This window comes from Actinomadura sp. ATCC 39365 (genome assembly GCF_054392275.1).
In genome coordinates this window covers 6,742,751-6,765,987 of the sequence record NZ_CP184335.1, presented here as the reverse complement: position 1 = coordinate 6,765,987, position 23,237 = coordinate 6,742,751, and the positions used below count along the sequence as shown (strand labels likewise).

Annotated in this window: 21 protein-coding genes; 6 read left to right on the top strand and 15 right to left on the bottom strand. The window is 72.0% G+C overall.

Annotation, left to right across the window (positions count from 1 at the left end; genetic code table 11):
- The first annotated feature begins 78 nt into the window (after positions 1 to 78).
- Both ACNF49_RS33130 and ACNF49_RS33125 read left to right on the top strand, forming a co-directional pair.
- The gene (locus tag ACNF49_RS33130; RefSeq protein WP_357704895.1) at positions 79 to 672 is read left to right on the top strand and encodes a GTP-binding protein; all 594 of its coding nucleotides are present in this window, start codon (positions 79 to 81) and stop codon (positions 670 to 672) included.
- 23 nt (positions 673 to 695) lie between these two features.
- Positions 696 to 1,181, top strand: coding sequence for an Lrp/AsnC family transcriptional regulator (locus ACNF49_RS33125; RefSeq protein WP_357975653.1), 486 nt, complete (start codon positions 696 to 698; stop codon positions 1,179 to 1,181).
- 139 nt (positions 1,182 to 1,320) lie between these two features.
- Here ACNF49_RS33125 and ACNF49_RS33120 read toward each other — a convergent pair whose 3' ends face one another.
- The 6 genes from ACNF49_RS33120 to ACNF49_RS33095 all read right to left on the bottom strand — a co-directional run bounded on the left by ACNF49_RS33120 (position 1,321) and on the right by ACNF49_RS33095 (position 7,980).
- The gene (locus ACNF49_RS33120) at positions 1,321 to 2,295 is read right to left on the bottom strand and encodes an N-acetylglucosamine kinase (protein ID WP_482940030.1); all 975 of its coding nucleotides are present in this window, start codon (positions 2,293 to 2,295) and stop codon (positions 1,321 to 1,323) included.
- Positions 2,295 to 3,554, bottom strand: coding sequence for a 6-phospho-beta-glucosidase (locus tag ACNF49_RS33115; protein WP_482940029.1), 1,260 nt, complete (start codon positions 3,552 to 3,554; stop codon positions 2,295 to 2,297). Before ACNF49_RS33115 ends, ACNF49_RS33120 begins: the two co-directional genes overlap by 1 nt.
- A complete protein-coding gene (locus ACNF49_RS33110) occupies positions 3,551 to 4,441 on the bottom strand; it encodes a carbohydrate ABC transporter permease (RefSeq protein WP_357975662.1) in 891 nt (296 codons plus the stop codon). Before ACNF49_RS33110 ends, ACNF49_RS33115 begins: the two co-directional genes overlap by 4 nt.
- Positions 4,438 to 5,382, bottom strand: coding sequence for a carbohydrate ABC transporter permease (locus ACNF49_RS33105; RefSeq protein WP_357975665.1), 945 nt, complete (start codon positions 5,380 to 5,382; stop codon positions 4,438 to 4,440). The genes ACNF49_RS33110 and ACNF49_RS33105 overlap by 4 nt, the downstream gene beginning before the upstream one ends.
- A 6-nt stretch (positions 5,383 to 5,388) precedes the next feature.
- The gene (locus ACNF49_RS33100) at positions 5,389 to 6,720 is read right to left on the bottom strand and encodes an ABC transporter substrate-binding protein (RefSeq protein ID WP_482940028.1); all 1,332 of its coding nucleotides are present in this window, start codon (positions 6,718 to 6,720) and stop codon (positions 5,389 to 5,391) included.
- 63 nt (positions 6,721 to 6,783) lie between these two features.
- Complete coding sequence (locus ACNF49_RS33095) at positions 6,784 to 7,980, bottom strand: ROK family transcriptional regulator (protein WP_357975671.1); 1,197 nt, start codon at positions 7,978 to 7,980, stop codon at positions 6,784 to 6,786.
- Between the two features lie 188 nt (positions 7,981 to 8,168).
- On the opposite strand from ACNF49_RS33095, the gene ACNF49_RS33090 reads away from it, so the two are divergent.
- The 4 genes from ACNF49_RS33090 (at position 8,169) to ACNF49_RS33075 (ending at position 13,993) form a co-directional block, all read left to right on the top strand.
- On the top strand, positions 8,169 to 10,487 hold the full coding sequence (locus ACNF49_RS33090) for a HelD family protein (RefSeq protein ID WP_498703860.1): 2,319 nt from the start codon (positions 8,169 to 8,171) through the stop codon (positions 10,485 to 10,487).
- Between the two features lie 519 nt (positions 10,488 to 11,006).
- Entirely contained in the window at positions 11,007 to 12,668 is a 1,662-nt protein-coding gene (gene lnt / locus ACNF49_RS33085) for an apolipoprotein N-acyltransferase (RefSeq protein WP_482940026.1), read from the top strand.
- Entirely contained in the window at positions 12,665 to 13,411 is a 747-nt protein-coding gene (locus ACNF49_RS33080; RefSeq protein ID WP_357975680.1) for a polyprenol monophosphomannose synthase, read from the top strand. The genes lnt and ACNF49_RS33080 overlap by 4 nt, the downstream gene beginning before the upstream one ends.
- Positions 13,412 to 13,495: 84 nt before the next feature.
- A complete protein-coding gene (locus ACNF49_RS33075; RefSeq protein ID WP_482940025.1) occupies positions 13,496 to 13,993 on the top strand; it encodes an FxsA family protein in 498 nt (165 codons plus the stop codon).
- A gap of 5 nt (positions 13,994 to 13,998) precedes the next feature.
- Here ACNF49_RS33075 and ACNF49_RS33070 read toward each other — a convergent pair whose 3' ends face one another.
- The 9 genes from ACNF49_RS33070 to ACNF49_RS33030 all read right to left on the bottom strand — a co-directional run bounded on the left by ACNF49_RS33070 (position 13,999) and on the right by ACNF49_RS33030 (position 23,186).
- The gene (locus ACNF49_RS33070; protein WP_357975686.1) at positions 13,999 to 15,012 is read right to left on the bottom strand and encodes a DUF2804 domain-containing protein; all 1,014 of its coding nucleotides are present in this window, start codon (positions 15,010 to 15,012) and stop codon (positions 13,999 to 14,001) included.
- Positions 15,013 to 15,023: 11 nt separating this feature from the next.
- Positions 15,024 to 16,427 (bottom strand): NAD-dependent succinate-semialdehyde dehydrogenase, encoded by a 1,404-nt coding sequence (locus ACNF49_RS33065; RefSeq protein WP_357975689.1) that lies wholly within the window; start codon positions 16,425 to 16,427, stop codon positions 15,024 to 15,026.
- Positions 16,420 to 17,085, bottom strand: coding sequence for a GntR family transcriptional regulator (locus ACNF49_RS33060; protein WP_357791147.1), 666 nt, complete (start codon positions 17,083 to 17,085; stop codon positions 16,420 to 16,422). Before ACNF49_RS33060 ends, ACNF49_RS33065 begins: the two co-directional genes overlap by 8 nt.
- 14 nt (positions 17,086 to 17,099) lie before the next feature.
- Positions 17,100 to 18,260, bottom strand: coding sequence for a mandelate racemase/muconate lactonizing enzyme family protein (locus ACNF49_RS33055; protein WP_482940024.1), 1,161 nt, complete (start codon positions 18,258 to 18,260; stop codon positions 17,100 to 17,102).
- A 7-nt stretch (positions 18,261 to 18,267) separates the two neighbouring features.
- Positions 18,268 to 19,086 carry a carbohydrate ABC transporter permease gene (locus tag ACNF49_RS33050; RefSeq protein ID WP_352324937.1) on the bottom strand — a complete coding sequence of 273 codons (819 nt, stop codon included), beginning with the start codon at positions 19,084 to 19,086 and terminating at the stop codon, positions 18,268 to 18,270.
- Positions 19,080 to 19,964: a carbohydrate ABC transporter permease gene (locus ACNF49_RS33045; protein ID WP_482940023.1), complete on the bottom strand. Its 885-nt coding sequence runs from the start codon at positions 19,962 to 19,964 to the stop codon at positions 19,080 to 19,082. The genes ACNF49_RS33050 and ACNF49_RS33045 overlap by 7 nt, the downstream gene beginning before the upstream one ends.
- Positions 19,961 to 21,319: an ABC transporter substrate-binding protein gene (locus ACNF49_RS33040; protein ID WP_357975701.1), complete on the bottom strand. Its 1,359-nt coding sequence runs from the start codon at positions 21,317 to 21,319 to the stop codon at positions 19,961 to 19,963. The genes ACNF49_RS33045 and ACNF49_RS33040 overlap by 4 nt, the downstream gene beginning before the upstream one ends.
- A 30-nt stretch (positions 21,320 to 21,349) precedes the next feature.
- Entirely contained in the window at positions 21,350 to 22,474 is a 1,125-nt protein-coding gene (locus ACNF49_RS33035) for a zinc-binding dehydrogenase (RefSeq protein WP_357975704.1), read from the bottom strand.
- A 76-nt stretch (positions 22,475 to 22,550) separates the two neighbouring features.
- Positions 22,551 to 23,186 (bottom strand): TetR/AcrR family transcriptional regulator, encoded by a 636-nt coding sequence (locus tag ACNF49_RS33030; RefSeq protein ID WP_352324949.1) that lies wholly within the window; start codon positions 23,184 to 23,186, stop codon positions 22,551 to 22,553.
- Positions 23,187 to 23,237 lie beyond the last annotated feature (51 nt).

Below are 23,237 nucleotides of genomic sequence, written 5' to 3'. Positions count from 1 at the left end.
TCACCACGCGCCTTGACAGATTTCACTGACCATGCGCGAAGGCCGCGACGTGCGCGGGACCTGTACGGGCGGTGCTGGATGGAATTCGGTCGCGTCGACCGTTGGCGGCTGCCGACCGCGATCAAGATCTTGATCGCCGGCGGATTCGGCGCGGGCAAGACCACCATGGTCGGCGCCGTCTCCGAGACCCGCCCGCTGCGCACGGAAGAGGCGCTCACCCACGTCGGCACGCACGTCGACGACCTGTCGGGCGTCGAGCGCAAGCTCACCACCACCGTCGCGATGGACTTCGGCCGCATCACCATCCGCGACGACTACATGCTCTACCTGTTCGGCACCCCCGGGCAGGAACGTTTCTGGTTCGTGTGGGACGAGCTGGCCATGGGCGCGCTGGGAGCCGTGGTGCTGGCCGACACCCGCCGCCTGGCCGACTGCTTCCCGGCCGTCGACTACTTCGAGAAGCGCGAGCAGCCGTTCATCATCGCGCTCAACTGCTTCGACGGCACCCGCCCCTTCACCGTCGGCGAGGTGCGCTCGGCCATCGGGCTGGAGCCCGACGTGCCCATCGTGCTGTGCGACGCCCGCCGGCGCGATTCCGGCCGCCAGGTGCTCATCACCCTGGTCGAGCACGCGATGAACCGAGGGGTCGCTCCCGTCGGGACCATGTCGTGACCATCACCGGCTACCTTTGACCGATGGAGGAGATCGACCGCCGGATCGTCACGCTGCTCGCCCACGACGGCCGCATGAGTTTCACCGACCTGGCCAGGGAGACCGGGCTCTCCGTCTCCGCGGTCCACCAGCGCGTACGCCGCCTGGAGAAGCGCGGCGTCGTCCGCGGCTACGCCGCCATCATCGACCACGACGCGATCGGGCTGCCGCTGACCGCGTTCGTGTCGATCAAACCGATCGACCCCGCCGCGCCCGACGACGCCCCCGTGCGGCTGGCCCACCTGAGCGCCATCGAGGCCTGCCACAGCGTCGCCGGGGACGAGAGCTACATCCTCAAGGTGCGCGTGGCCTCGCCGGTGGCGCTGGAGGACCTGCTGCAGCAGATCCGCGCCTCGGCCAACGTCTCCACCCGCACCACCGTGGTGCTGAGCACGCCCTACGAGCACCGCGCCCCCGTCGTCGCCCCCGACGTCACGCCGGCCGAGCCCGACCACAACGCCTCCGCCTGAGAGCGCGGAGCCCGACCATAACGCCTCCGCCCGAGAGCCCGCTGGGCGCCGCCCCCGTAGGGACCGGCGCCCAGGCCCGGCGGAGAAGCCGGGCGCGGCCCCGTACCAGGCGAACGGGACACGCACGGCGGCGGGCGGGTCAGCGGGTGACCGGAAGCGCGAAGTGCGAGCGCAGCCGGGCCAGCGCGGTCTCCGGGGCGCCCAGGTGCTCCAGCCCCAGCAGCGCCGCTCCCGCCACCGGCGGCAGGTCCGCCACCACGAGCTCGGCCTGCGGCGCCCTGGCCGCGAACGCCGCCTCCAGCAGCGGCGTCAGCAGCGGGTCCCGGGCCGTCAGCATGCCGCCGCCGAGCACCACCTCGACCGGGGTCTGCAGCAGGCCGAGCCGCCGCAGGCACACCTCGGCCATCACGGTCACCTCCTCGGCCTGCCGCTGGACCAGCGACCGGGCGACCGCGTCCCCGGCCGCGGCGACGGCCAGCACGCCGGGGGCCAGCTCGTGCAGCCGCCCTTCGTCCACGCGCCCGAAGTGCAGGTCGAGCACCAGCTCCTCGACGGTGGCCGTGCCGAAGTGGGCCGTGACCAGCTCCGCCAGGGCCGTCGGCGCGCCACGGCCGTCCTCGGCGCGCGCGGCGTGCCACAGCGCATCCTCGGCCACGCCCTGGCCGCCGCCCCAGTCGCCGCTGATCCGGCCCAGCGACGGGAAGCGGGCCACCTGCCCGCCGGGGGAGACGCCGACCGCGTTGATGCCCGCGCCGCACACCACCGCGACCCCCCACGGGGCCGACGTGCCGGCCCGCAGCAGCGCGAAGGTGTCGTTGCGCACCACCACGTCGCCGAACCCGCGGGCGGCGAACTCGGCGGCCAGCGCCTCCTCCTCCACCGGGAAGTCGGCCCCGGCCAGGCAGGCCGACACGTGGCCGAACGCCTGGGCCGGCAGGCCGGTGCGGGCCGTCGCCTCGGCCACCACGTCCACGGCCGCGGCCACGCCCGCGCTCTGCGGCTCGAAGGGGCCCGCCCGGCCGGTCGCGACCACCTCGCCGTCGTCCGCGACCACCGCGACGTCGGTCTTGCTGTTGCCGCCGTCGACGGCCGGGAGCAGCCCGGGGCCCGCCACTAGCCCACCGTCCAGGGCAGGTGCTCGCGGTTGGCCGCCAGCAGCAGGCCGGTCAGCTCCTCGGCGACGTCGTCCTGGCCGATCAGCGGGTGCGCCAGCAGGGCGTCGCGCACGCGGTCCGCGCCGCCCCGGCGGGCGGCGTCCAGGGCCAGGGTCTCGTACGCCGACACGTGCGCGATCAGCCCCGCGTACAGCGGCTCGACGGGCGGCACCGGCAGCGGCGCGGCGCCGGACGCGGTGACGGCCGCGGGCACCTCGATGACGGCGTCGTCGTGCAGGAAGGGCAGGGTGCCCTGGTTGCGCACGTTGACGACCTGGGCGTCGCCCCGGTCGCCGAGCAGCGAGGCGATCAGCGCGACCGCCGACTCGGAGTAGAACGCGCCGCCGCGCCGGTCCAGCAGCTCCGGCTTGGTCACCACCGACGGGTCGCCGTACATCTCCAGCAGCCGCGTCTCCATCTCCGCCACCTCGGCCGCCCGCGACGGCTTGGAGCGCTGCTCGCGCACCACCGCGTCGTGGGCGTAGAAGTAGCGCAGGTAGTACGACGGGATGACGCCGAGCCGCCGGATCAGCTCCACCCGCAGCCCGAGGGCGTCGGCGATCTCCTCGCCGGCCCGGTCGATGATGTCGGGCAGCACGTCCCGGCCGTCGAGGTGCACCGAACGTTCCCAGCTCAGGTGGTTCAGCCCGACGTGACCCAGCGAGATGCGGCCGGGGTCGACGCCCAGCCCCGCGGCGAAGCGGCGCTGGAAGCCGATCGCGACGTTGCACAGCCCGATGGCCCGGTGGCCGGCGTCGAGCAGCGCCCTGGTGACGATGCCGACCGGGTTGGTGAAGTCGATGATCCAGGCGTCCGGTGCCTCCCGGCGTACGGTCTCGGCCAGCTCCAGCACGACCGGCACCGTGCGCAGCGCCTTGGCCAGGCCGCCCGCGCCGGTCGTCTCCTGGCCCACGCAGCCGCACTCCAGCGGCAGCGTCTCGTCGACGTTCCTGGCCGCCTGCCCGCCCACCCGGAGCTGGAACAGCACGACCTCGGCCCCCGCGACCCCCTCGGCCACCGAGGAGGTGGCCAGCACGCGCGCCGGATGCCCGGCGTGCGCCAGCATGCGCCGCGACATCCCCGACACCAGCTCAAGACGGGACGGATCCGGATCGATGAGGGCGATCTCCGTCACGGGCAGCTCGTCGCGCAGCCTCGCGAACCCGTCGACCAGCTCCGGCGTGTACGTCGAGCCGCCCCCGACCACGGCGAGTTTCAACCCTTCACTCCTGTCAAGGTCACGCCCTCGATGAAGACTTTCTGGGCGAGGAAGAACACGATGATCACCGGGGCGGTCACCAGCAGGGTGGCGGCCATGGTGAGATTCCACTGGACGCTGTGGAACGCCTTGAACGTGGCCAGGCCGAGCGAGAGCGTCCAGCCCTCCTGCTCGACGCCGGCGTACAGCAGCGGGCCGTAGTAGTCGTTCCAGCAGTAGAAGAACTGGAACAGGGCGACGGCGGCGACCGCCGGACGGGCCATCGGCAGGATCACCCGCACCAGCGTCCTGAAGTCCGAGCAGCCGTCCACCTTCGCCGCGTCGATGTACTCGCGCGGGATCGTGATGAGGAACTGGCGGAGCAGGAAGATGGAGAACGCGTCGCCGAACAACATCGGCACGATCAGCGGCCACAGGCTGTCGGTCAGCCCCAGCCGGGCCCACACCAGGTAGATCGGCACCGCGATGACCTGCGGCGGCAGCATCATGGCGGTGATCACCAGCAGGAACGCCGCCCGCCGCCCCCGGAAGCGGAACCGGGCCAGCGCGTAGGCCACCGGGATGGAGGAGGCCAGCGTGAAGACCGTGCCGAGGCCCGCGTACAGCAGCGTGTTGATCCCCCAGCGCAGCAGCTTCGACTTCTCGAACACCACCACGAAGTTGTCGAAGTTCCACGTGCGCGGCCACAGGTCGCCGGTCAGCGCCTGCTCGTCGGTCATCAGCGCGGTCAGGGTCAGGAACACCACCGGCGCCAGGAACATCAGGGCCAGCACGATCGCCGTCGCGTGCGTGGCGATCCACATCAGCGTGCGCCGCCGCCGCGCCCTGACCCCCTGCCGCCGCGCGGGGGCCGCGGGCGGGGCGGGGGCGGTCATGGTCGCGCTCATATCGCCTCCTCGGCCCGGCGGAACTGCCGCAGCAGGATCAACGTGAAGATCATCGACGTGGCGAACAGCAGCAGCGCCAGCACGCACGCGTAGCCCATCGTCCAGTCGCGGAAGCCCGACTGGAAGAGCCACTGAGGCAGCGTCAGCAGCGACTCGTCCGGATAGCCGGGGGTGAAGGTGGAGCCGGGGGAGTCGGTCGAGCCCGAGGCCACCCGGGAGGCGATCATCGCCTGGGTGAAGTACTGCAGGGCGTAGATGACGTTGGTGACCAGGGCGAACATCAGCACCGGCGCGATCGTCGGCAGCGTCACGCTGCGGAACTGCCGCCAGGCGCCGGCGCCGTCGATGGCGGCGGCCTCGTACAGGTGCCGGGGGACGTCCAGCAGCGCCGCCATGAAGATCACCGCGAGCTGGCCGCAGCTCCACAGCGACAGCAGCGTCAGGCTCGGCTTGGACCAGGCCGGGTCGCCGAACCAGTCGGGCCCGTGGATGCCGAACAGGGCCAGGAACTTGTTCCACGGTCCGGTGGCCGGGTTCATCAGGAAGACGAAGGTGATCGTCCCGGCCGCCAGCGGGACCAGCGACGGCAGGTAGAAGATCGTCCGCAGCACGCCGACGCCGGCCTTGAGCCGGACCACGAGCTGGGCCAGGGCCAGGGAGAACAGCACCGTGGCCGGCACCATGATCGCCACCAGCCACAGCGTGTTCTTGGCCGACATCGCGACCCGCGGGTCGTGCAGCAGGTACGCGTAGTTGTCCAGCCCGATGAACTCCGGCGTGCTGGTCATGTCGTAGCGGTAGAAGGAGAAGTACACCGTGGACAGCAGCGGATAGACGAAGAAGATCGACACTCCGGCGATCCACGGCGACAACCACAGCAGGGCGCGCAGGCCCTCGCCGCGCCGCCGCCTCGGCGGCGCGGCGTGGGGGGAGGAGGCCATCGCCGATCAGCCCCCGGACAGCTTCAGCTTGTCGTCGATCTGCTTGTCCACGCCCTTGAGGCCGGTGTCGAGGTCGGTGACCGCGCCCTTCTCCCACTTGACGACGAAGGTCGCCAGCGCCTCCTGGTTGAAGACGCTGTTGACGCTCGGCGGCAGCGTCGAGGTCTTGGGGTGGGAGAAGACGTCGAGGAAGGTGGCGAAGTTCGCGTCCTTGCTCAGGTCGGGCGATTCCATCGCGGCCTTGGTCGTGGGCACGTTGCGCAGGGCGTTAGAGAGCGTCACCAGCGAGCTGGTGTCGGTGGTCAGGTACTTGACCAGCTCCCAGGCCTGCTGCGGATTCTTGGCGCCCTTGGGGACGCCGATGACGGTTCCGGCGGTGAAGCCGCTGCCGTACAGGTCGGGCTTGTCGTCGGCGACCGGCAGGGGAGCGGTGGCGTAGTCGAGCTTCTTGGCGTCGTTGGCGATCATGGCGTTGCGCCATTCGCCGTCCAGGACCATCGCGATCTTGCCCTTGTAGAACGGGTGGTCGGCGCTCCACTCGTCGCCCAGGCTCTTGCGGAACTTCTCCAGCTTGTCGTAGCCGTACCAGTCGATGAGCTCCTTCTGCCAGCGCAGCAGGGCCTTCCACGCCGGGTCGGTGCCGATGGCCGAGGTGCCGTCGGCGTTGTACCAGGTGGCGCCGACCATGGGGGCCAGGTGGCTGGGGCTGTTCTCGTAGTACTGCGTGCTGGGGACGAACCCGGCCACCTTGATGTCGCCGTTCGCGTCGCGCACGGTCAGCTTCTTGGCCAGCTCGGTCAGCTCGGTCAGCGTCCTGGGCGGCTGGTTGCCCTTCATCAGGGCCTTGTTGTAGTAGAGGCCGTACGCGTCGGCCAGCAGCGGCAGCGTGCACTGTCGGCCGCCGAAGCCGGTGTAGGAACGTGCCACCTCGGGCAGCACCGACAGGTCGATCCCGTCCTGCTTGATGACGGGGGTGAGGTCTTGGAACGATCCCGACCTGCACCATTGGGCGACGTTGTCCGTCGTGAACGAGGCCGCCACGTCCGGCGCGTTGCCGCCCCGGATGGCCTGCGTGATCTGGTCGTCCTGGACGCCCTTGGTGGCCTTGACGGTGATCTGCGGGAACTTGGCGTGGAACCCGGCGATGGCCTCCTCGAACGCCTTGACCTCGGCGTCGGTGGAGAATCCGTGCCAGAGCTGGATCGTGGCCGCCGGGAGGGCCGCGGAGGCCGAACCCGAGGGTCTTGGCTGGGAGCCGAGCGAGGGCCCGGCCTCCCTGCCGGCGGTGCAGGCGGCGAGCGCGAGGATCGCGACGGCCGCCAGGGGGACGAAGCGCACGGGGGGTGCCTCCTACCGCTGGGGGATCATGAAGGGAGGGTGGAACGGGATGGAGAAAGAGGTTCAGGAAGGGACGGTCGAGCTGAAGACCTCGTCGCGCACGGTGTCCAGGGCCAGATCGAGCGCGCCGGCCAGCACCGGGTTGCCCTCCACGTGCGACAGCCGCACGACGGGGCGGGGGATGGTGAGCGCGTGCAGCTCGTGCTCGACCAGCTCGCGCAGCGGCTCGCCGCCCGACAGCACGACGCCGCCGGTCAGCACGATCAGGCCGGGGTCGATGACGGAGGTGATGGCCGCCAGGCCCACCGCCAGGCGGGCGGCGATGTCGCGCAGCCCCGCCTTGGCGTCGTCGGCCTTCTGCCCCGAGCCCTCCGACACGCGTACCGCCTTGGCGATGGCCTGGCGGAAGTCGGTGCCGTGCACGCCGTAGGAGCGCAGCAGCCGCAGCACGGCCGGGCCGCCGGTGAGCGCCTGGTAGCCGTGGTTGGCGTAGCGGCCGGCCTCGCGGGCGGTCGGCGCGCCCGGGGTCGGCATGTAACCCACCTCGCCCGCGCCGCCGGTCGCGCCCCTGTGCATGCGACCGCCGAGCACGATGGCCGAGCCGATGCCCTCGTCGGCCCACAGCAGCACGAAGTCGGAGTGCCCGCGCGCCGCGCCGTGCGCCTGCTCGGCCAGGGCGACGAGGTTGACGTTGTTCTCCACGTCCACGGCCGTGCCGAGACCCGCGCTGAGGGTGGGCACGAGGTCGTCGATCTGCCAGCCGGGCACGTCCTTGGCGGCGGCGTAGCCGAGCCGGCCGGTGGCCGGGTCGATCGCGGCCTGCACGCCGATCACGACCCTGCGCAGCTTGTCCGGCGGGTTCGCGCCGGCCAGCGCCGCGCCCAGCCGGTCGACCAGCTCGCCGCCCGGCCGCCGGGGCGTCGGCAGCGTGTACGAGCCCACGACCGTGCCGGTGATGTCGGCGACGCGGGCCTCGATGCGGTCGGGGGCGACGTCGAGCGCGCCCACGTAGGCCGCCGCCGGGTTGATCCGGTAGACCTCGGCGGTACGGCCCGGCAGGCCCTCCCTGATGCCGTCCAGGACCACCAGCCCGGCGTCCTGCAGGCGCGACAGGAGCTGGGAGGCGGTGGGCTTGGACAGGCCCGTCAGGGCGCCCAGCTCCGGGCGGGTCAGCGACCCGCGCTCGAGGAGCGCCCGCAGGGCCGCGCGGTCGTTGATCGCGCGCAGCAGGCTCGGCGTTCCCGGAACCGGACCGCTCATCAGGAGGACCCCTTCGACGAAGTTAGGAAACTTTCCTAACTCGAGAACATAGGGAGTTCTCCCATGCTGGTCAAGAGGGCGAAACCAAGCCGTGACCCGGAAGGGGGAAGGGAAGATGGGAGTGCCTCGACAGGCGTGCTAATGTCATCGTTTGTCGCAACAACAAGCAGAATGGCCCGGAGTGTCCCATTAACCACAATAATGGTCAGGCGGCAACTCGTCAAACGGAGCTCGCCAAAGAGCAGTCCTACGTCACCGGTCTGTACGACCGTCTCGACGAGCTGCGCGAGCGCACCCAGCGCCGGCTCAAGGAAGTGCTGGCCACGGGTGCCGTCGGCACGATGCAGAACAGATCCGAGCGCGACTCCTTCGCCGACATGTACGCCGGGCGCCTGGCCCGGCTCTGGGCGGTGGAGCGCGGCCTGGTTTTCGGCCGGCTCGACCACGTCGAGGAGGGCCGGCTCTACATCGGCAAGCTCGGACTCACCGACGACGAGCAACGCCGTCTGCTCATCGACTGGCGCGCGCCCGTGGCGCAGCCCTTCTACCGCGCCACCCCCGCCGCGCCCATGGGCGTGACCAGGCGCCGCCACCTGCAGACCAGGGAACGCAGCGTCGTCGGCGTCGACGACGACCTGCTCGATCTCGACGCGCTCACCGACGACGACCGCGCCACCCTCAACGGCGAGGCCGCGCTGCTGGCCGCCCTCGACGAGCGCCGCACCGGCCGCATGCGCGACATCGTCGCCACCATCCAGGCCGAGCAGGACCGCGTCATCCGCAGCGACCTCAACGGCGTCCTGGTCGTGCAGGGCGGCCCCGGCACGGGCAAGACCGTCGTGGCCCTGCACCGGGCCGCCTACCTGCTCTACACCCACAGGGAGCGCCTGGAGCGCCGCGGCGTGCTCATCCTCGGCCCCAACCTCACCTTCCTGCGCTACATCGAGCAGGTGCTGCCCTCGCTCGGCGAGACCGACGTGCTGCTGTCCACCGTGGGCGAGCTGTACCCGGGCGTGACCGCCACCCGGCGCGACCGTCCGGAGGTGGCCGCGGTCAAGGGCGACGCGCGGATGGCCCAGGTGATCGAGCGCGCCGTGCGCGACCGGCAGAAGGTGCCGCGCAAACCCATCGAGCTGACGATGGGGCGGCTGACGCTCACCGTCGACCGCGCCATGCTCGACGCGGCCAAGAACAAGGCCGTGCGCTCGCGCCGCCCGCACAACCAGGCGCGCGCGGTGTTCGTCAGGTCGCTGTTGAACGCGCTGGCCCGGCAGCAGGCCCGCAAGATCGGCAAGGGGCTCATCGACGACGACGAGCTGGCCGATCTGCGCGAGGAGCTGCGGACCGAGCCGGTGGTCAAGGCGGCGCTCAACCGGCTGTGGCCGTACCTGACGCCCCAGCGGCTGCTGCTGGGCCTGTACGGGTCGCCCGAGCGGCTCGACGCGGCGGGGGGCGTCCTGAGCCCCGCGGAGAGGGCGCTGCTGCGCCGCGACTCGGCCGAGTGGACCGACGCCGACGTGCCGCTCCTGGACGAGGCCGCCGAGCTGCTGGGCGACATCGACGAGCACGTGCTGCGCGCCTCGGCGATGCAGGCCGAGGAGGAGCTGGCCGCCGCCCGGCAGGCCGAGGAGCACCAGCGCGAGGCCGAGCTGGCCTACGCGCGCGAGGTGCTGGAGCTGACCGGCCTGTCCGACGTCATGGAGGCCGAGCGGCTGGCCGAACGCCAGCGCGGCGACGGCCCCTACCTCACCACCGCCGAACGCGCCGCCGCCGACCGCACCTGGGCCTACGGGCACGTGATCGTGGACGAGGCGCAGGAGCTGTCGCCGATGGCCTGGCGGGCGGTCATGCGGCGCTGCCCGACGCGGTCGATGACGATCGTCGGCGACATCGCCCAGACCGGCTCGGCGGCGGGGGCGCGCTCGTGGGCGCAGGTGCTGGACCCGTACGTGGCCGGGCGCTGGCGTCAGGAGCGGCTGACGGTCAACTACCGCACGCCCGTGGAGCTCATGGAGGTGGCCGCGCGGGTGCTGGCCACCATCGACCCGGCCCTGGAGGCGCCGACGTCGGTGCGCGAACTCGGCGCGCGGCCCTGGTCGGCGCCGCTGCCCGCGCTGCCCGAACTGGCCAGGTCCGAGGTCGGGGAGGGCGGCAAGGTCGCCGTGGTGGTGCCCGACGCGCTGCTGGACACGCTCGGCGCGCGGCTGGTCGCGGCCGTGGAGGGCGCCGCGGTGGTCACGCCCGGCGCCGGACGGGCCGGCGGGGCCGCCGCCCTGGACGCGCCCCTGGCGGTGATGGGCGTGGCCGACGCCAAGGGCCTGGAGTTCGACTCGGTGATCGTGGCCGAGCCGGACCTCATCGCCGCCCAGTCGCCACGCGGGCCGAGCGACCTGTATGTTGCTCTGACGCGTGCCACGCAACGGTTGGGCGTCGTCCACGAAGGGCCGTTGTCGCAGGCGCTGTCGGGCCTGCCGGGCAGGTCCCCGACGTCGGCAAATGGGCTTTGACCCGCTTTACGACGGCAGGCCGAACATGTCCCACCTGCGGAAACTTGAGGTTCCCGCTGATCGGGACACGGTTGACATCTGAGGTGGAGTCGGTAGTTTGCTGCGCAGTCCAGCACGGGACTTGGCCGGTTGGCCGTCTCTGACATCGCCGGATCCTGCGTCCGTGACGGAGCGTGACTTCGTCCACACAGCCAGGTGCAGGGCCGTCGGTCCGTCGAGTCGGGGCACCCCAACCGGTTGGGGGTTGGACCCGGGACGGGTCCGGGAGCCCAGTAGACAACGGAATTCCGCGCTCGCCGCCGACGAGACGGGTCCGGTCCGAAGGGTTTCCGGGCCCTCTTCCCGCTCTCGTGCGCAGGATCGCGGATCGCGCCGGGTGATCCCGTCCCGAACGGGATCACCCAGCCGGCCGCCTGCGAGCGGCCGTTTTCGATCTAGGTGTGCGCCGCTGGCTTGAGCGCGGCCCCGGGGCGGTAGCGTTTTCGCAAGCAGGCGTGCGATTTTGCGAGGAGACCCGGCGTGGTTCAGGACAAGACGAGCGTTCCGCCCGTCCCCGGGCGCGAACCGGCTCCCGAGGCGGACGCCACAGCCGCCGACACAGCCGCCTCCTCGGGTGAGGGCGACGGTGTTCGCGCCGAGGGCGAGGGCCGGTGGGTCCTGGCCGCGCGGGTCGTGGCCGTGGTCGCCGGCGGGCTGCTGCTCTTCACCGCCTTCCCGCCGCTCGACTGGTGGTTGTGCGCGCCGGTCGGCATCGGGCTGATCGTCGCCGCCCTCTACCGCGCCCGTCCCCGGCGCGCCGCGTGGCTGGGTTATCTGGGTGCCGCCGTGTTCCTGTTCCCCGCCCTGGCCTGGGTGCGCACGATCGGCGACGACGTCTGGGTCATGCTGGTGGCCACCGAGAGCGTGTTCTACGCCGTCATGGCCGCCCTGGCGGCCCTGGTGTTCCGGCTGCGGCTGTGGCCGCTGTGGTTCGGCGCGCTGTGGGTGATGATGGAGTGGGCCCGCGGTCTGGTGCCCGTCGGCGGCTTCCCGTGGGCGCGGGTGGCCTTCAGTCAGGGCGAGTCGCTGTTCACCTCCTACGCCGCGCTGGGCGGCGCGCCGCTGGTGTCCTTCGCCGTCACGCTGTGCGGCGCCCTGCTGGCCCACGCCGTCCTGGTGCGCCCTGCCGCCACCGTGAACAAGGGCGTGAACAAGGTCGTGCGCAGGGCCGTCCCGGCGGCCGTGGCGCTGGCCGTGCCGCTGCTCACGCTCGTCCTGCCGAGGCCGGGCGACGAGGGCCGCTCGATCAACGTCGGCATCGTGCAGGGCAACGTTCCGGGGCGGGGCATGCACCCGCTCGGCGACGAGCCGGCCGTCGTCCTGCGCAACCACGCCGAGGAGACCAAGCGCCTGGCCGACGCCGTGCGCGCCGGGGCCCTGCCGAGGCCCGACATCGTCGTCCTGCCCGAGAACTCCACCGACATCGACCCCTACACCAGCGCCTTCGCCCGCCAGGTCATCGACGAGTCGGTCAAGTACGTCGGCGTCCCCACCCTGGTCGGCGCCGTCGTGGCCATCGGCGACGAGCACCGCGCCACGCGCAGCCTGGTGTGGGACCCGGTGACCGGTCCCGGCGCCTACTACGACAAGCAGCACCTGGTGCCGTTCGGGGAGTACACGCCGTTCAAGGAGATCGTGCTGGCCCTGTGGGAGCGGGCCAACCTGGTCGGCCGGCAGTCGGTCGCGGGCACGAAGCCGGGCGACCTGAAGCTCGGCCCGGTCACGATCGGCGCGGTCAACTGCTACGAGGTGGCCTACGACGACACCGTGCGCGGCACCGTGCGCGCCGGCGGCACCCCGCTGGTGGTGCAGACCAACAACGCCAGCTACGCGCTGTCCAACCTGCCGCCGCAGCAGCTCGCGATGTCCAAGCTGCGCGCCGTCGAGCACAACAGGGCCGTCGTCACGGCCGCCACGACCGGGATCTCCGCATATGTCACGCCTGACGGTAAGGTCTCCTGGCAGACCCGTGAACTTGTCCCCGACATGAACGTGGTCAAGGTGCCCGTACGCACCCAGGAAACGATCGCCACAAAGGTGGGCGAGCTTCCTGAATGGGCATTGATGTTGATGGGAGCGGTGGCTGTCGGAGTCGCCGCACGGCGCGGCAGGCGAGGCGACCGAATGGGGAACGGCTCATGATGGAGACTGTCGGCCGGGTGCTCGTCGTCGTCCCGACCTACAACGAGCGCGACAACCTGCCCGCCATCGTCGAGCGGTTGCGCGCCGCCCTGCCGGAGGCCCACGTGCTGGTGGCCGACGACAACAGCCCCGACGGCACCGGCGAGGTCGCCGACGGCCTGGCCGAGGCCGACGAGCACGTCCACGTGCTGCACCGGCCGGGCAAGCAGGGGCTCGGCGCGGCCTACATCGCCGGGTTCCGCTGGGGCCTGAGCGAGGGCTACGACGTGCTGGTCGAGATGGACGCCGACGGCTCACACCAGCCAGAAGAGCTGCCCAAGCTGCTGCAGGCCCTGGCCGACGGCGCCGACCTGGCGATCGGCTCGCGCTACGTGCCCGGCGGCAAGGTGGTCAACTGGCCCCACCGGCGCGAGCTGCTGTCCAAGGGCGCCAACATCTACACCCGGGTGATGCTCGGCCTGCCGGTGCGCGACGCCACCGCCGGCTTCCGCGCCTACCGGGCCTCCACGCTGGAGAAGGTGGGCCTGGCCGGGGTCGAGTCGCAGGGCTACTGCTTCCAGGTCGACCTCACGCTCCGCACGTCCAGGCACGGCCTGCGGGTGGTGGAGGTGCCGATCACGTTCGTCGAGCGCACGGTCGGCAAGAGCAAGATGAACGGCAAGGTCATGTCCGAGGCGTTGTGGCGCATCGGCATGTGGGGCGTCACCGGTCTGCCCCGCCGTCTGCGCCGCACCCGCGGCTGACCGGCGCGAGGATCCGCGTCCAGGAACGCGCGCGGCCCGCCGGACGTTGTTCCTGATGTACGTGTGCGCGGAATCGAGGAAACGATGCGGCTGCTGCTGTTCCTGGCCTTGCTGGGCGTCCCGGTGCTGGAGGTCTGGCTGCTGATCCAGGTCGGATCGATGATCGGCGGATGGCCGACCGTCGGCCTGCTCGTCGCGGGCAGCCTGGTGGGCGCCTGGCTGGTGCGCCGCGAGGGCCGCCGGGTCTGGCGGCGTCTGCAGGCGGCGTTGTCGGAGGGCCGGGTGCCCGACCGCGAGCTGGCCGACGGTGGCCTGGTGCTGGCCGGCGGCGCGCTGCTGATGATCCCGGGCTTCTTCACCGACGTCGTCGGCTTCGTCTTCGTGCTGCCCTTCACCCGGCCGCTGATGCGGCGGCTGGCGTCGTGGTTCTTCGACCGGCGGGTCAAGCGGGTGGCGGCGGCCTCGCCGTACGCGAACCTGTTCCCGTCGGCGCCCGGCGTGGACCGGGCCCCTCAGGGCGGCAAGGTCGTGCACGGCGAGGTCATCCACGGCGAGGTCATCCGCGACGACCGCGACGCCTGACGCCGCTACCAGCGCCGGTAGACCTCCTCGGCCCAGCCGTACAGGCCGTCGACCGTCACGCTCTCGCCGTCGTCGGCGACGACCGTGCCGCGGTAGTGGCCGAACGCCTGGGCCTCCTGGCTGCGCATGTAGAACGCGCGCCGCACGTCGGCCTCGCGCACGTGCTCGGGGACGAACTCCAGGTCCACGCGCTCGCCCACGATGTGCCAGGGCGCGCGCCAGTCGGTGGTGTCGTACCGCCAGACCAGCTCCTCGCTGATCTTGTGCAGGCGGCCGTCGAGGATGAGGCCGTTCTCCACGCTGCCGGTGCCGTCGGTCCACTTGCCGCCGATCTGAAGGGCGACGTCGCGGCCGCCGGGCCGTCCGGCGGCGGCGCCCCAGTTCCAGCGGATGTCGCCGGGCCAGCGCCCGCGCCCGAGGTCGAGCGTGGCCAGGGCGTCGGCGGGGTCGAACTCGTAGGTCTGCCCGCCCACGCGCACGGTGCCCTCGGCGGGCCGGCCGACGTCCTTGACCGTGTACTGGAAGCGGCGGGGGCCCCAGGGCACCACGACCGACAGGCTCTCGCGGCCCGGCACCCGGCGCACCAGCACGTCGGCGGCGATCTCGGCGGACTTCAGCCGCAGCCGGGTGCCGTCGGCGGTCTCGTCGACGCTGATGCGGACCGGGCCGGCGCCGATGCGCACGCTGCCCTCGCCGCCGCGCTCGGAGAAGGACACGCCCCTGGCCGGGACGAGCAGGCCCCGGCTGGAGACCTGCTCGCCGGTGCGCCGGTCGAGGAAGAACGCCGACTCGCCGGCCAGGTAGTCGAGGCTGCTGGCGCTGAAGGCGAACACGTGGCCGGGGCTGGTGACGCACCAGTAGTCCCAGCGCATCGTGCGGCCCCAGCCGCGGATGTTGGCGCGGTGGAGCGGGGTGCGGCTCCAGCCGACCGCGGCCGGGTTGAGCCGGCCGTCGGGCAGGCACAGGTCGACCCGGCGGGTGATCTCGCGCTCTGCGACCGCGCGCGGGCTCGTCTTCATCGTGCTCTCCGTCATCGTCCCAGCCCCACGCTGAGGTACTTGTACTCCAGGTAGTCGGCCACCCCGTGGTGGCCGCCCTCGCGCCCGTAGCCGCTGCTCTTGACCCCGCCGAACGGCGCCTGTGGCGGCGCCAGCGGGCCGCCGTTGACGGTGACCATGCCGAACTGCAGCTCCTCGGCCACCCGCAGGGTCCTGGTCAGGTCGTTGGTCCACACGTAGGCGGTCAGCCCGTACGGGGTGGCGTTGGCGCGTTCGACGACCTCGTCGCAGTCGTCGAACGCCAGCACCGGCGCGACCGGCCCGAACGTCTCCTCGCGGCAGACCAGCATGTCCTCGCTCACCCCGCCCAGCACGGTCGCCGGGTAGTACGTGCCCGCCCCCTCGGGACGCCGCCCGCCGGTCAGGACGGCCGCGCCCTTCGCGACGGCGTCCTCGACGTGCCTGCTCACCTTGGCCACGGCCGCCTCGTCGATGAGCGGGCCCAGCTCGGCCGCCCGCGCCTGCCGCACCAGCTCGCCGGTGAAGGCGGCGGCCAGCGAGGAGTGGACGAAGATGCGGTTGGGCGAGGTGCAGGCCTGCCCGGCGTTGAGGAACTTGCTGCGGGCCACCGCGCGGGCGGCGGCGACCGGGTCGGCGTCGGGGAAGACCAGCACGGGCGCGTGCCCGCCCAGCTCGACGCTGAGCCGCTTGACGTCGTGGGCGCTCTGCCTGATCAGCTCGCGGCCGACCTCGGTGGAGCCGGTGAAGGACACCTTGCGCACCCGCGGGTCGGTCATCACCGCCTGGCCGAATTCGGCCGGCCGGGACGTGGTGACCAGGTTGAACACGCCCGGCGGCAGCCCGGCCGCGACGAACGCCTCGGCCACCGCGATCGCCGACAGCGGGGTCTGCTCGGCCGGCTTGAGCACGACCGTGCAGCCGGCGGCCAGCGCCGGGCCGAGCTTGCGGGTGATCATCGAGACCGGGAAGTTCCACGGGGTGATGCCCGCGACCACGCCGACCGGCTCGGGCAGCAGCCAGATGCGGTTGCCCTCGTGCGCGCCGGGCACGGTCTCGCCGTACAGGCGGCGGGTCTCCTCGGCGGCCCACAGCAGGTGGTCGGCGCCCGAGAGCACCTCGCCGGTCGCCTCGGCGAGCGGCTTGCCCTGCTCGGCCGTCATGATCGCGGCGATCCGGTCCGCCCGCGCGGTCAGCTCGCCGGCGGCGGCCCGCATGAGGCCGGCGCGCTCGTGCGCGGGCATGGCCCGCCAGCCGGGCAGCGCCGCCGCGGCCGCGTCGACGGCCTGCGTGGCCAGCTCGGGGCCGCAGTCGGCGACCTGCGCCAGCGGCTCGCCGGTGGCGGGGGAGCGGACGGTGAAGGTCTGGTCGGCCTCCTGCCATGCGGCTCCGACGAGAGCCCTTCGGGTGTCAGCCATGTGTCTCCTGGATTCCTTCGATGAGGGCCTTCATGGCGGCCATCTCGTGCGCGTGCTGCAGCCTGCCCGCCAGCGGGATGTCGCCCGCGACCAGGGCGTTCCTGATGGCGATGTGCTCGGCGTGCGACTTGGGCAGCCGCCAGGGCACCAGGCGGAAGCCGCGCTGGGCGGTCTCCGTGCGGGCCCACAGGCTCTGCAGCATGCGGTGGGTGAGCTTGCTGTGCTCGGTGTCGCACAGCAGGGAGTGGAAGCGCCGGTTGAGGCGGGCGAAGGCGGCGACGTCCTCGCGGGCGACGGCGGTCTCGCACTCGGCGAGCACCGCGTCGACCTCGGCCAGCCGCGCGCCCTCCAGCGGCACGCCGCCCAGCTCCAGCGCCAGCGCGGTGAGCGCGGCCCGGACGCTGTAGAGCTCGCGCACGTTGGCCACCGTGAGCTCGGCGACGACGGCGCCGACGTGCGGGCGCTCGACCAGCCAGTCCTCCGAGCAGAGCTGCTTGATCGCCTCGCGCACGGGCGTCTCGCTGATGCCCACGGCCTCGGCCACCACCCTGGTGGTGATCTTCGTGCCGGGAGGCGCCTCGCCGCTCATGATCAGATGTTTGATGTGCTCCGCCGCAAGATCCGCCTTGGTGCGGAAGGGGGAACGCGATTCGGCCATGGTTGAGGAGCCCTTCAGACCCGCTGGACGGTGAGCGGCTCGATCGCCGCGTGGTCCAGCTCTACACCGATTCCGGGCCCCGTCGGAACGGCGACGAGACCGCGGGAGTCGGGCAGCAGCGGTTCGGTCAGCATGGCGTGGAACACCTCCGGGACGATCACCGGCGGATCGTAGGGGTACTCCAGCCAGTCGCAGTTCGGCAGCGAGGCGCAAAGTTGCAGGTTGCCCGCCACGCCGAGCCCGGTGGCCCAGGCGTGCGGGATGACCTTGCGCTGCCGGGCGGCGGCCATGGCGCCGAAGTCGCGCAGCGCGCCGATCTCCTCGCTCTCGTTCGCGTCGGGCTGAAAGATGTCGAAGCAACCATCCTCCAGCATGCGCACGAGCTGGCCGATGCCCCGGTTGTGCTCGCAGCCCGCGATCGGGATCGGCGAGGCCGCGGTCAGCTCGCACAGGGCGCGGTAGTCGTGCCGGGGCAGCGGCTCCTCCAGCCACGCCACGCCGAGCCCGGCCAGCTCTCTGGCGGTGGTGAGGGCGCGCTCGAAGTCCCAGATCAGGCGGGTGCCGTCGGGGGAGTAGCGCCAGCGGGCGGCCGCCTGGTTGGCGTCCACCATGATCGCCACGTCGGGGCCGACCGCCTCGCGCACGGCGGCGACCTGCCGCACGTCCTCGGCGACGGTGGCCGCGTGCACCCGCAGCTTGATCCCCTGGAAACCCCGTTCGACGGCGGCCAGGGCGTCCTCGGCCCGCTGCCGCGGGTCGCGGAGCTCGCCGAAGCTCGCGTACGCGCGGACAGCTCCCGAGTGCCCGCCCCAGAGCTTGTACAGCGGCTGCCCGCAGGCCTTGCCGACGGCGTCCCACACGGCGACGCCGACGACCCACGGCCGGGGGAAGACGTACTCGGCCACGTACCGCAGCCGGTTGGCGACGTGCGTGGTGTCGAAGGCGTCCAGGCCGACGAGCTGCGGGCGGATCCAGCCGCGGATCGCCTCCAGCAGCATCGGCCCGGTGCCGTGGCCCATGTCGCCGCCGGACACCCCGACGGTGCCCTCGTCGGTCTCGACCTCGACGATGACCGCCGACATCGCCCGGTGCGCGCCCTCCGGGGCCCACGACGGCACGAACGGCCGGGGATAGGGCAGCTCGATGACCCGCGCGCGGACGTCTGTGATCCTCATCGGCTCCTCACCCCTTGGTCGCGCCGTCCGCGAGACCCTTGATCAGGTACTTCTGCACCAGCAGCGCGAAGACCACCACGGGCAGCACGGTCAGCACGCCGACCGCGGCCAGCGGCCCCCACATCCCGCCCTTCTCGGTGTCGGCCGCGATCCCGGCGATGGCGACGGGGATGGTGACCGCCCGGTCGTTGGTGAGGATCAGCGCGAACAGCAGCTCCTCCCAGGCCAGGATGATGCAGAAGATCAACGTCGAGACCAGCCCGGTCAGGCTCGTCGGCACGATGATCCGGAAGAACGCCCCGAACCGCGAGCAGCCGTCGATCATCGCCGCCTCCTCCAGCTCCTTGGGCAGCCCGCGGAAGAACGCCCGCATCAGCCACACCACGTACGGCACCAGGAAGGTCACGTACGCCAGGATCACGGTGATGTACTGGTCGGTCAGCCCCAGCTTCCTGGCCACCAGGAACAGCGGCACCACCAGCGCGATCGGCGGCACCGCGCGCGAGGCCAGGATCAGCCCGCCCACCACGCCAGCGCCGCGCATCCGCAGCCGCGACAGCGCGTACCCGGCCATCGAGCCGGCGACCATGGAGATGGCCGAGGCGCCCGCCGCCACGATGACCGTGTTGACCATGCGGGGCAGGATGCGCGCCTGCTGGAAGTAGCTGACGTAGTTGTCGAGGGTGAACTCGCTCAGCCACCGCGGCGGCACCGTGAAGATGTCCCTGGGCAGCTTGAACGAGATCGAGACCATGTAGAGCACGGGGAACAGGAAGGCCAGCGTCACCAGGACGGCCCCGGTGACGGCCGCGTACCGTCTCACCATCGGTTCTCCAGACGCCGGGTCACGCGGAACAGGACAAAAGTGATCAGCATCGTCAGGAGCAGGACGATCGTCGCCATCGAGGAGGCCGAGCCGAACTCCAGGCTCCTGAACCCCTTCTCGTAGATGTAGAGGTTGATGACGTTGGTCGAGTTGCCCGGCCCGCCCCTGGTGGCGGCCAGTGCGATGTCGAACATCTTGACCGCGCCCAGCCAGCGCACCACGAACGCGGCGGCCATCACCGGCACCAGCAGCGGCAGCGTGATGCGCCGCAGGATCGCCCAGCGGCCGGCGCCGTCGGAGCGGGCGGCCTCGTACACGTCGCCGGGCAGCGCCATGATCCCGGCCGAGGCGATGAGCACCACGAACGGCGTCCAGCGCCAGGTGTCGATGACGATCAGGCTGACCATGGCCAGCGTCGGGTCGCCGATCCACTCGACGGGCCCGACGCCGACCAGGCCGAGGGCGTAGTTGACCACGCCCCACAGCGGGTCGAGCAACATCCGCCACACGCCGCCGGCGACCACCGGGGCCACCACCATCGGGATGAGGAACAGGGCGCGCAGCACGCCCCGCCCCCGCCAGGCGACGTTGAGCAGGAACGCGATGGCGAACCCGAGCACCATCTGCAGCGGCAGCGCGATCACCAGGTAGACGCCGGTGACCCTGAGCGAGTCCAGGAAGCCCGGATCGCGCAGCACGGCCTCGTAGTGGCGCCGGCCGACCCATCCCGACGGCTGGAAGGAGGCCAGGTCGAAGTCGGACACGCTCACCCAGGCCGTGTAGAGGATCGGGTAGAGCAGCATGCCCGCCAGCAGCAGCAGGGCGGGGGCCAGGAAGAGCCAGGCCGTGCCCGGCTCTCCCAGTCGGGCACGCCTCACTGGTTGTAGCCCTTGGACTTCAGCAGGTCGCCGATCTCCTTGGCGGCCTGGTCGATCGCCTGCTGCGCGGTGGCCTGCCCGGACATGGCCCGGCTCGTCTGCAGCGCCAGGATCTGCTGCACGGCGTCGGACTCGGGCAGCCTGGGCCGCCACATCTCGCCCTTGGAGACGACCTCGTAGCCGTCCTTGAGCGCCTTGTAGACCGGGCCGGCCCACTCGGCCGGCGGCGTGCCGTCGAGGCTGGAGTCACGGGCGGGGAAGGTGCCGAACGCCTTGCCGGTGAACTGCTCGCCCGCCTTGGAGGTCACCCACTGCAGCCAGGTCCAGGCGGCGGCCGGGTGCGTGGACTTCTTGGAGATGCCCGCCGTCCAGATGCCGCGGTGGGCGCCCGGCGCCGTCGATCCGGCGGGCAGGGTGGTGATGCCCACCTGCTCGGGGGTCAGGGTGGTGGTCTCCTTGTCCACGGCGGTGCCCTTGTAGACGCTGCCCCACATGAACATGGTGGCCGTCTTGCCCTGCCTGAAGGCCTCCAGCGGCTCGTTGAACTGGTACGTGCTCGCCCCGGGCGGCGCGTACCTGAGCAGGTCCACCTGCGTCTGCAGGGCCTTGACGCCCGCGGGGCCGCCGAAGGCGACCTTCGTGCCGTCCAGGATCTTGCCGCCGTCGGAGTTGAGCACGGTCTGCCACACGGTGGGGGTGAGCGGGTCCTTGGTGAAGTACGTGCCCACGGCCCAGGAGTCGGTCCTGCCGTCGCCGTCGGTGTCCTGGACCAGCTTGGGGGCGTCCTTGAAGTACTGCTCCCAGGTCGTCCGCGCGGTCGGCTCGGCCACGCCGGCCTTCTTGTACAGCGACTTGTTGTAGAACATCAGCAGCAGGTTGGAGCGCACGGGCACGGCGTACTGCTTGCCCTCCCACTCCCCGGCGGCCAGCGGCGAGGGGTTGAAGTCGGCCCAGTCGTAGCCGGGGTCGTTCCACTTGGCCAGCTCGGGGCCCTTGAGGTCGTACAGGGCGCCGGTCTTGGCGAGCTGCGGCAGCCAGGGGTCGTCGGCGAGCACCACGTCGTAGGTGGCGGTGGTGCCGGTCAGCTCCAGCATCGTCTTGGGGAGCTGGTCGTTGTAGGGGACGCCGTCCACGGTGACCTTGATGCCGGGATACTTCTTGGCGAACTCCGGCACGAGCTTGTCCTGCCACTGCTTGGCGAACGCGTCGTTGGCGATCACGCGGATCGACACCGGGGCCTGCGCCGTGCCGAGGCCGCCGCCGTCGGCCGCGACCTCCTGCGACGGCGAGCCGCAGGCGGCGACGCTGAGCGCGAGCACGGCCGCGGCCGTGACGAGCCGGGTGTTGTTCAACACTGGTGTCCTCCCGGAGGGGAATGGGGGATTTCAGGCGGAGGGGTCGACGGCGAGCTTGACGACGTCCCGGCCGTCCAGCGGATGGCCCGAGCCCAGGGCCTCGAGCGCCTCGCGGACCCGGCCGAGCGGCACGCGGTGGCTGACCACGCGCTCGAAGGGGCTGCCGCCGCGTTCCAGGATCGTCAGCGCCTGGTGGTAGCGGCGCTGCATGTCGGGGCCGGCGCCGTAGACGCCGGCGATCGTGAGGTCCCGCTTCAGCAGGTCGCTGTAGGGATTGAAGGGGACGGTGCCGCGATCGGTGAAGTTGCCCAGCTCGGCCAGCACGCCGCCGTCGGCGACCAGGCCGAGCGCCTCGGTGAACGCCTCGGGCGAGCCCGCGGTGCCGATGACGGCGTCGGCGCCCGCGCGTCCCAGCGCGTCGAACACCGCCCGGCGGCGCCCGGCGGGTCCTTCGCCGAGGTCGACGACGGTGTCCGCGCCGAGCAGCGCGGCCAGTTCCAGGCGGGCGCCCGGCGCGCCGACGGCGACCACCTTGGCCGCTCCGGCCGCGCGGGCGGCGACCACGGCCATCAGGCCGATGGCGCCGACCCCCTGGACCACGACGGTGGAGCCGATCCGGATCGCGGAACGTTCCACACCGTGCAGGGCCACCGACAGCGGCTCCTGCAGCACGGCGACCTCGGCGGGCAGATCGGTCCGGTAGAACACCGTTCCCGCGTTCGAGGCGTACAGGTGGGTGGCGAAGCCGCCGGTCAGGTACGGCGGCCGGTCGGCGGGGGAGGCGAACCCGTAGGACGGCCGCCGGTCCGGGCAGCTTCCCGGCCTGCGGCGCACCTGGCACTCGAAGCACCGGCCGCAGCTCAGCGACGGGAAGACGCCGACCCGGTCGCCGACGGCCACCGGCCGGCCCGCGTGGTCGGTCGCGACGCCGTCGCCGAGCGCGGCCAGCCGGCCGACGATCTCGTGCCCGAGCAGCGCGGGGAAACGCACGCTGGCCAGCCGCCCCCGGTAGATGTGGGCGTCCGTGCCGCACATGCCGCACAGCTCGACCTCCAAGACGAACTGCCCCGGACCGGGCTGCGGCAGGCCGTACTCGCGCACCTTCACCGCTCCCGCGACGTCGGTGACGATCGCCGCGCGTGCCGTCGCGTCCATGCACCGCCTCCTGCATTCTGCTTTCTATAGAATGTGGAAGACGGTAGTTCGTCCGGTTTTGAACGGTCAATCCTTGTTACCGGAATGTTTCTGAGGCCACGTCCACGAAGTAGGCCCGCAGCAGCCTGCGTCCTTGCTCGATCATGGCCGGATCACCCTGCGGCGTCGCGGAGAACGTCAGGTACAGCACCGCCGCCGTGGACTGGATCGCCAGCCGCATCACCCGGTACGGATCCGGCAGCGCCGGCAGCCCCGCCTCCTCCAGCGCGAAGTGGTAGAGCCGCTCGGCCAGCACGTCCCCGCTCTCCCGCACCCGCCCGGCGGGCAGGAACGACGGCCCGCCCGGCCGGGTGTCGGCGAAGTCGACCACGGTGAAGCCCGGCACGCTCCGGCGCATCTCCACCGTCTCGGCCAGCACCAGCTCCGCCGCCCGCGGCCAGGTCAGCGGCGGCTCCTCGGCGACCCTGGCGCGCAGCCGGGCCAGCAGGACCTCCAGGTTGCGCAGCGCCAGCTCGCGCAGCATGCCCGGCTTGCCGTCGAAGAACTGGTAGATCGTGCCGGAGGGCACGCCGGCGCTCCTGGCGACGTCGGAGATCGTGAGGGCGTCCAGACCGACCTCGTCCAGCAGGCGGGCGCAGGCGTCGAGGATGCGTTCGACCCTGTCGATGCTGCGCCTCTGGACCGGTCGGCGCCGGATGCCGGGGTTCTCCACGAACAAGTCTTAACATAACGACCTGTCATGTTCTAACGTGACATCCTCTCA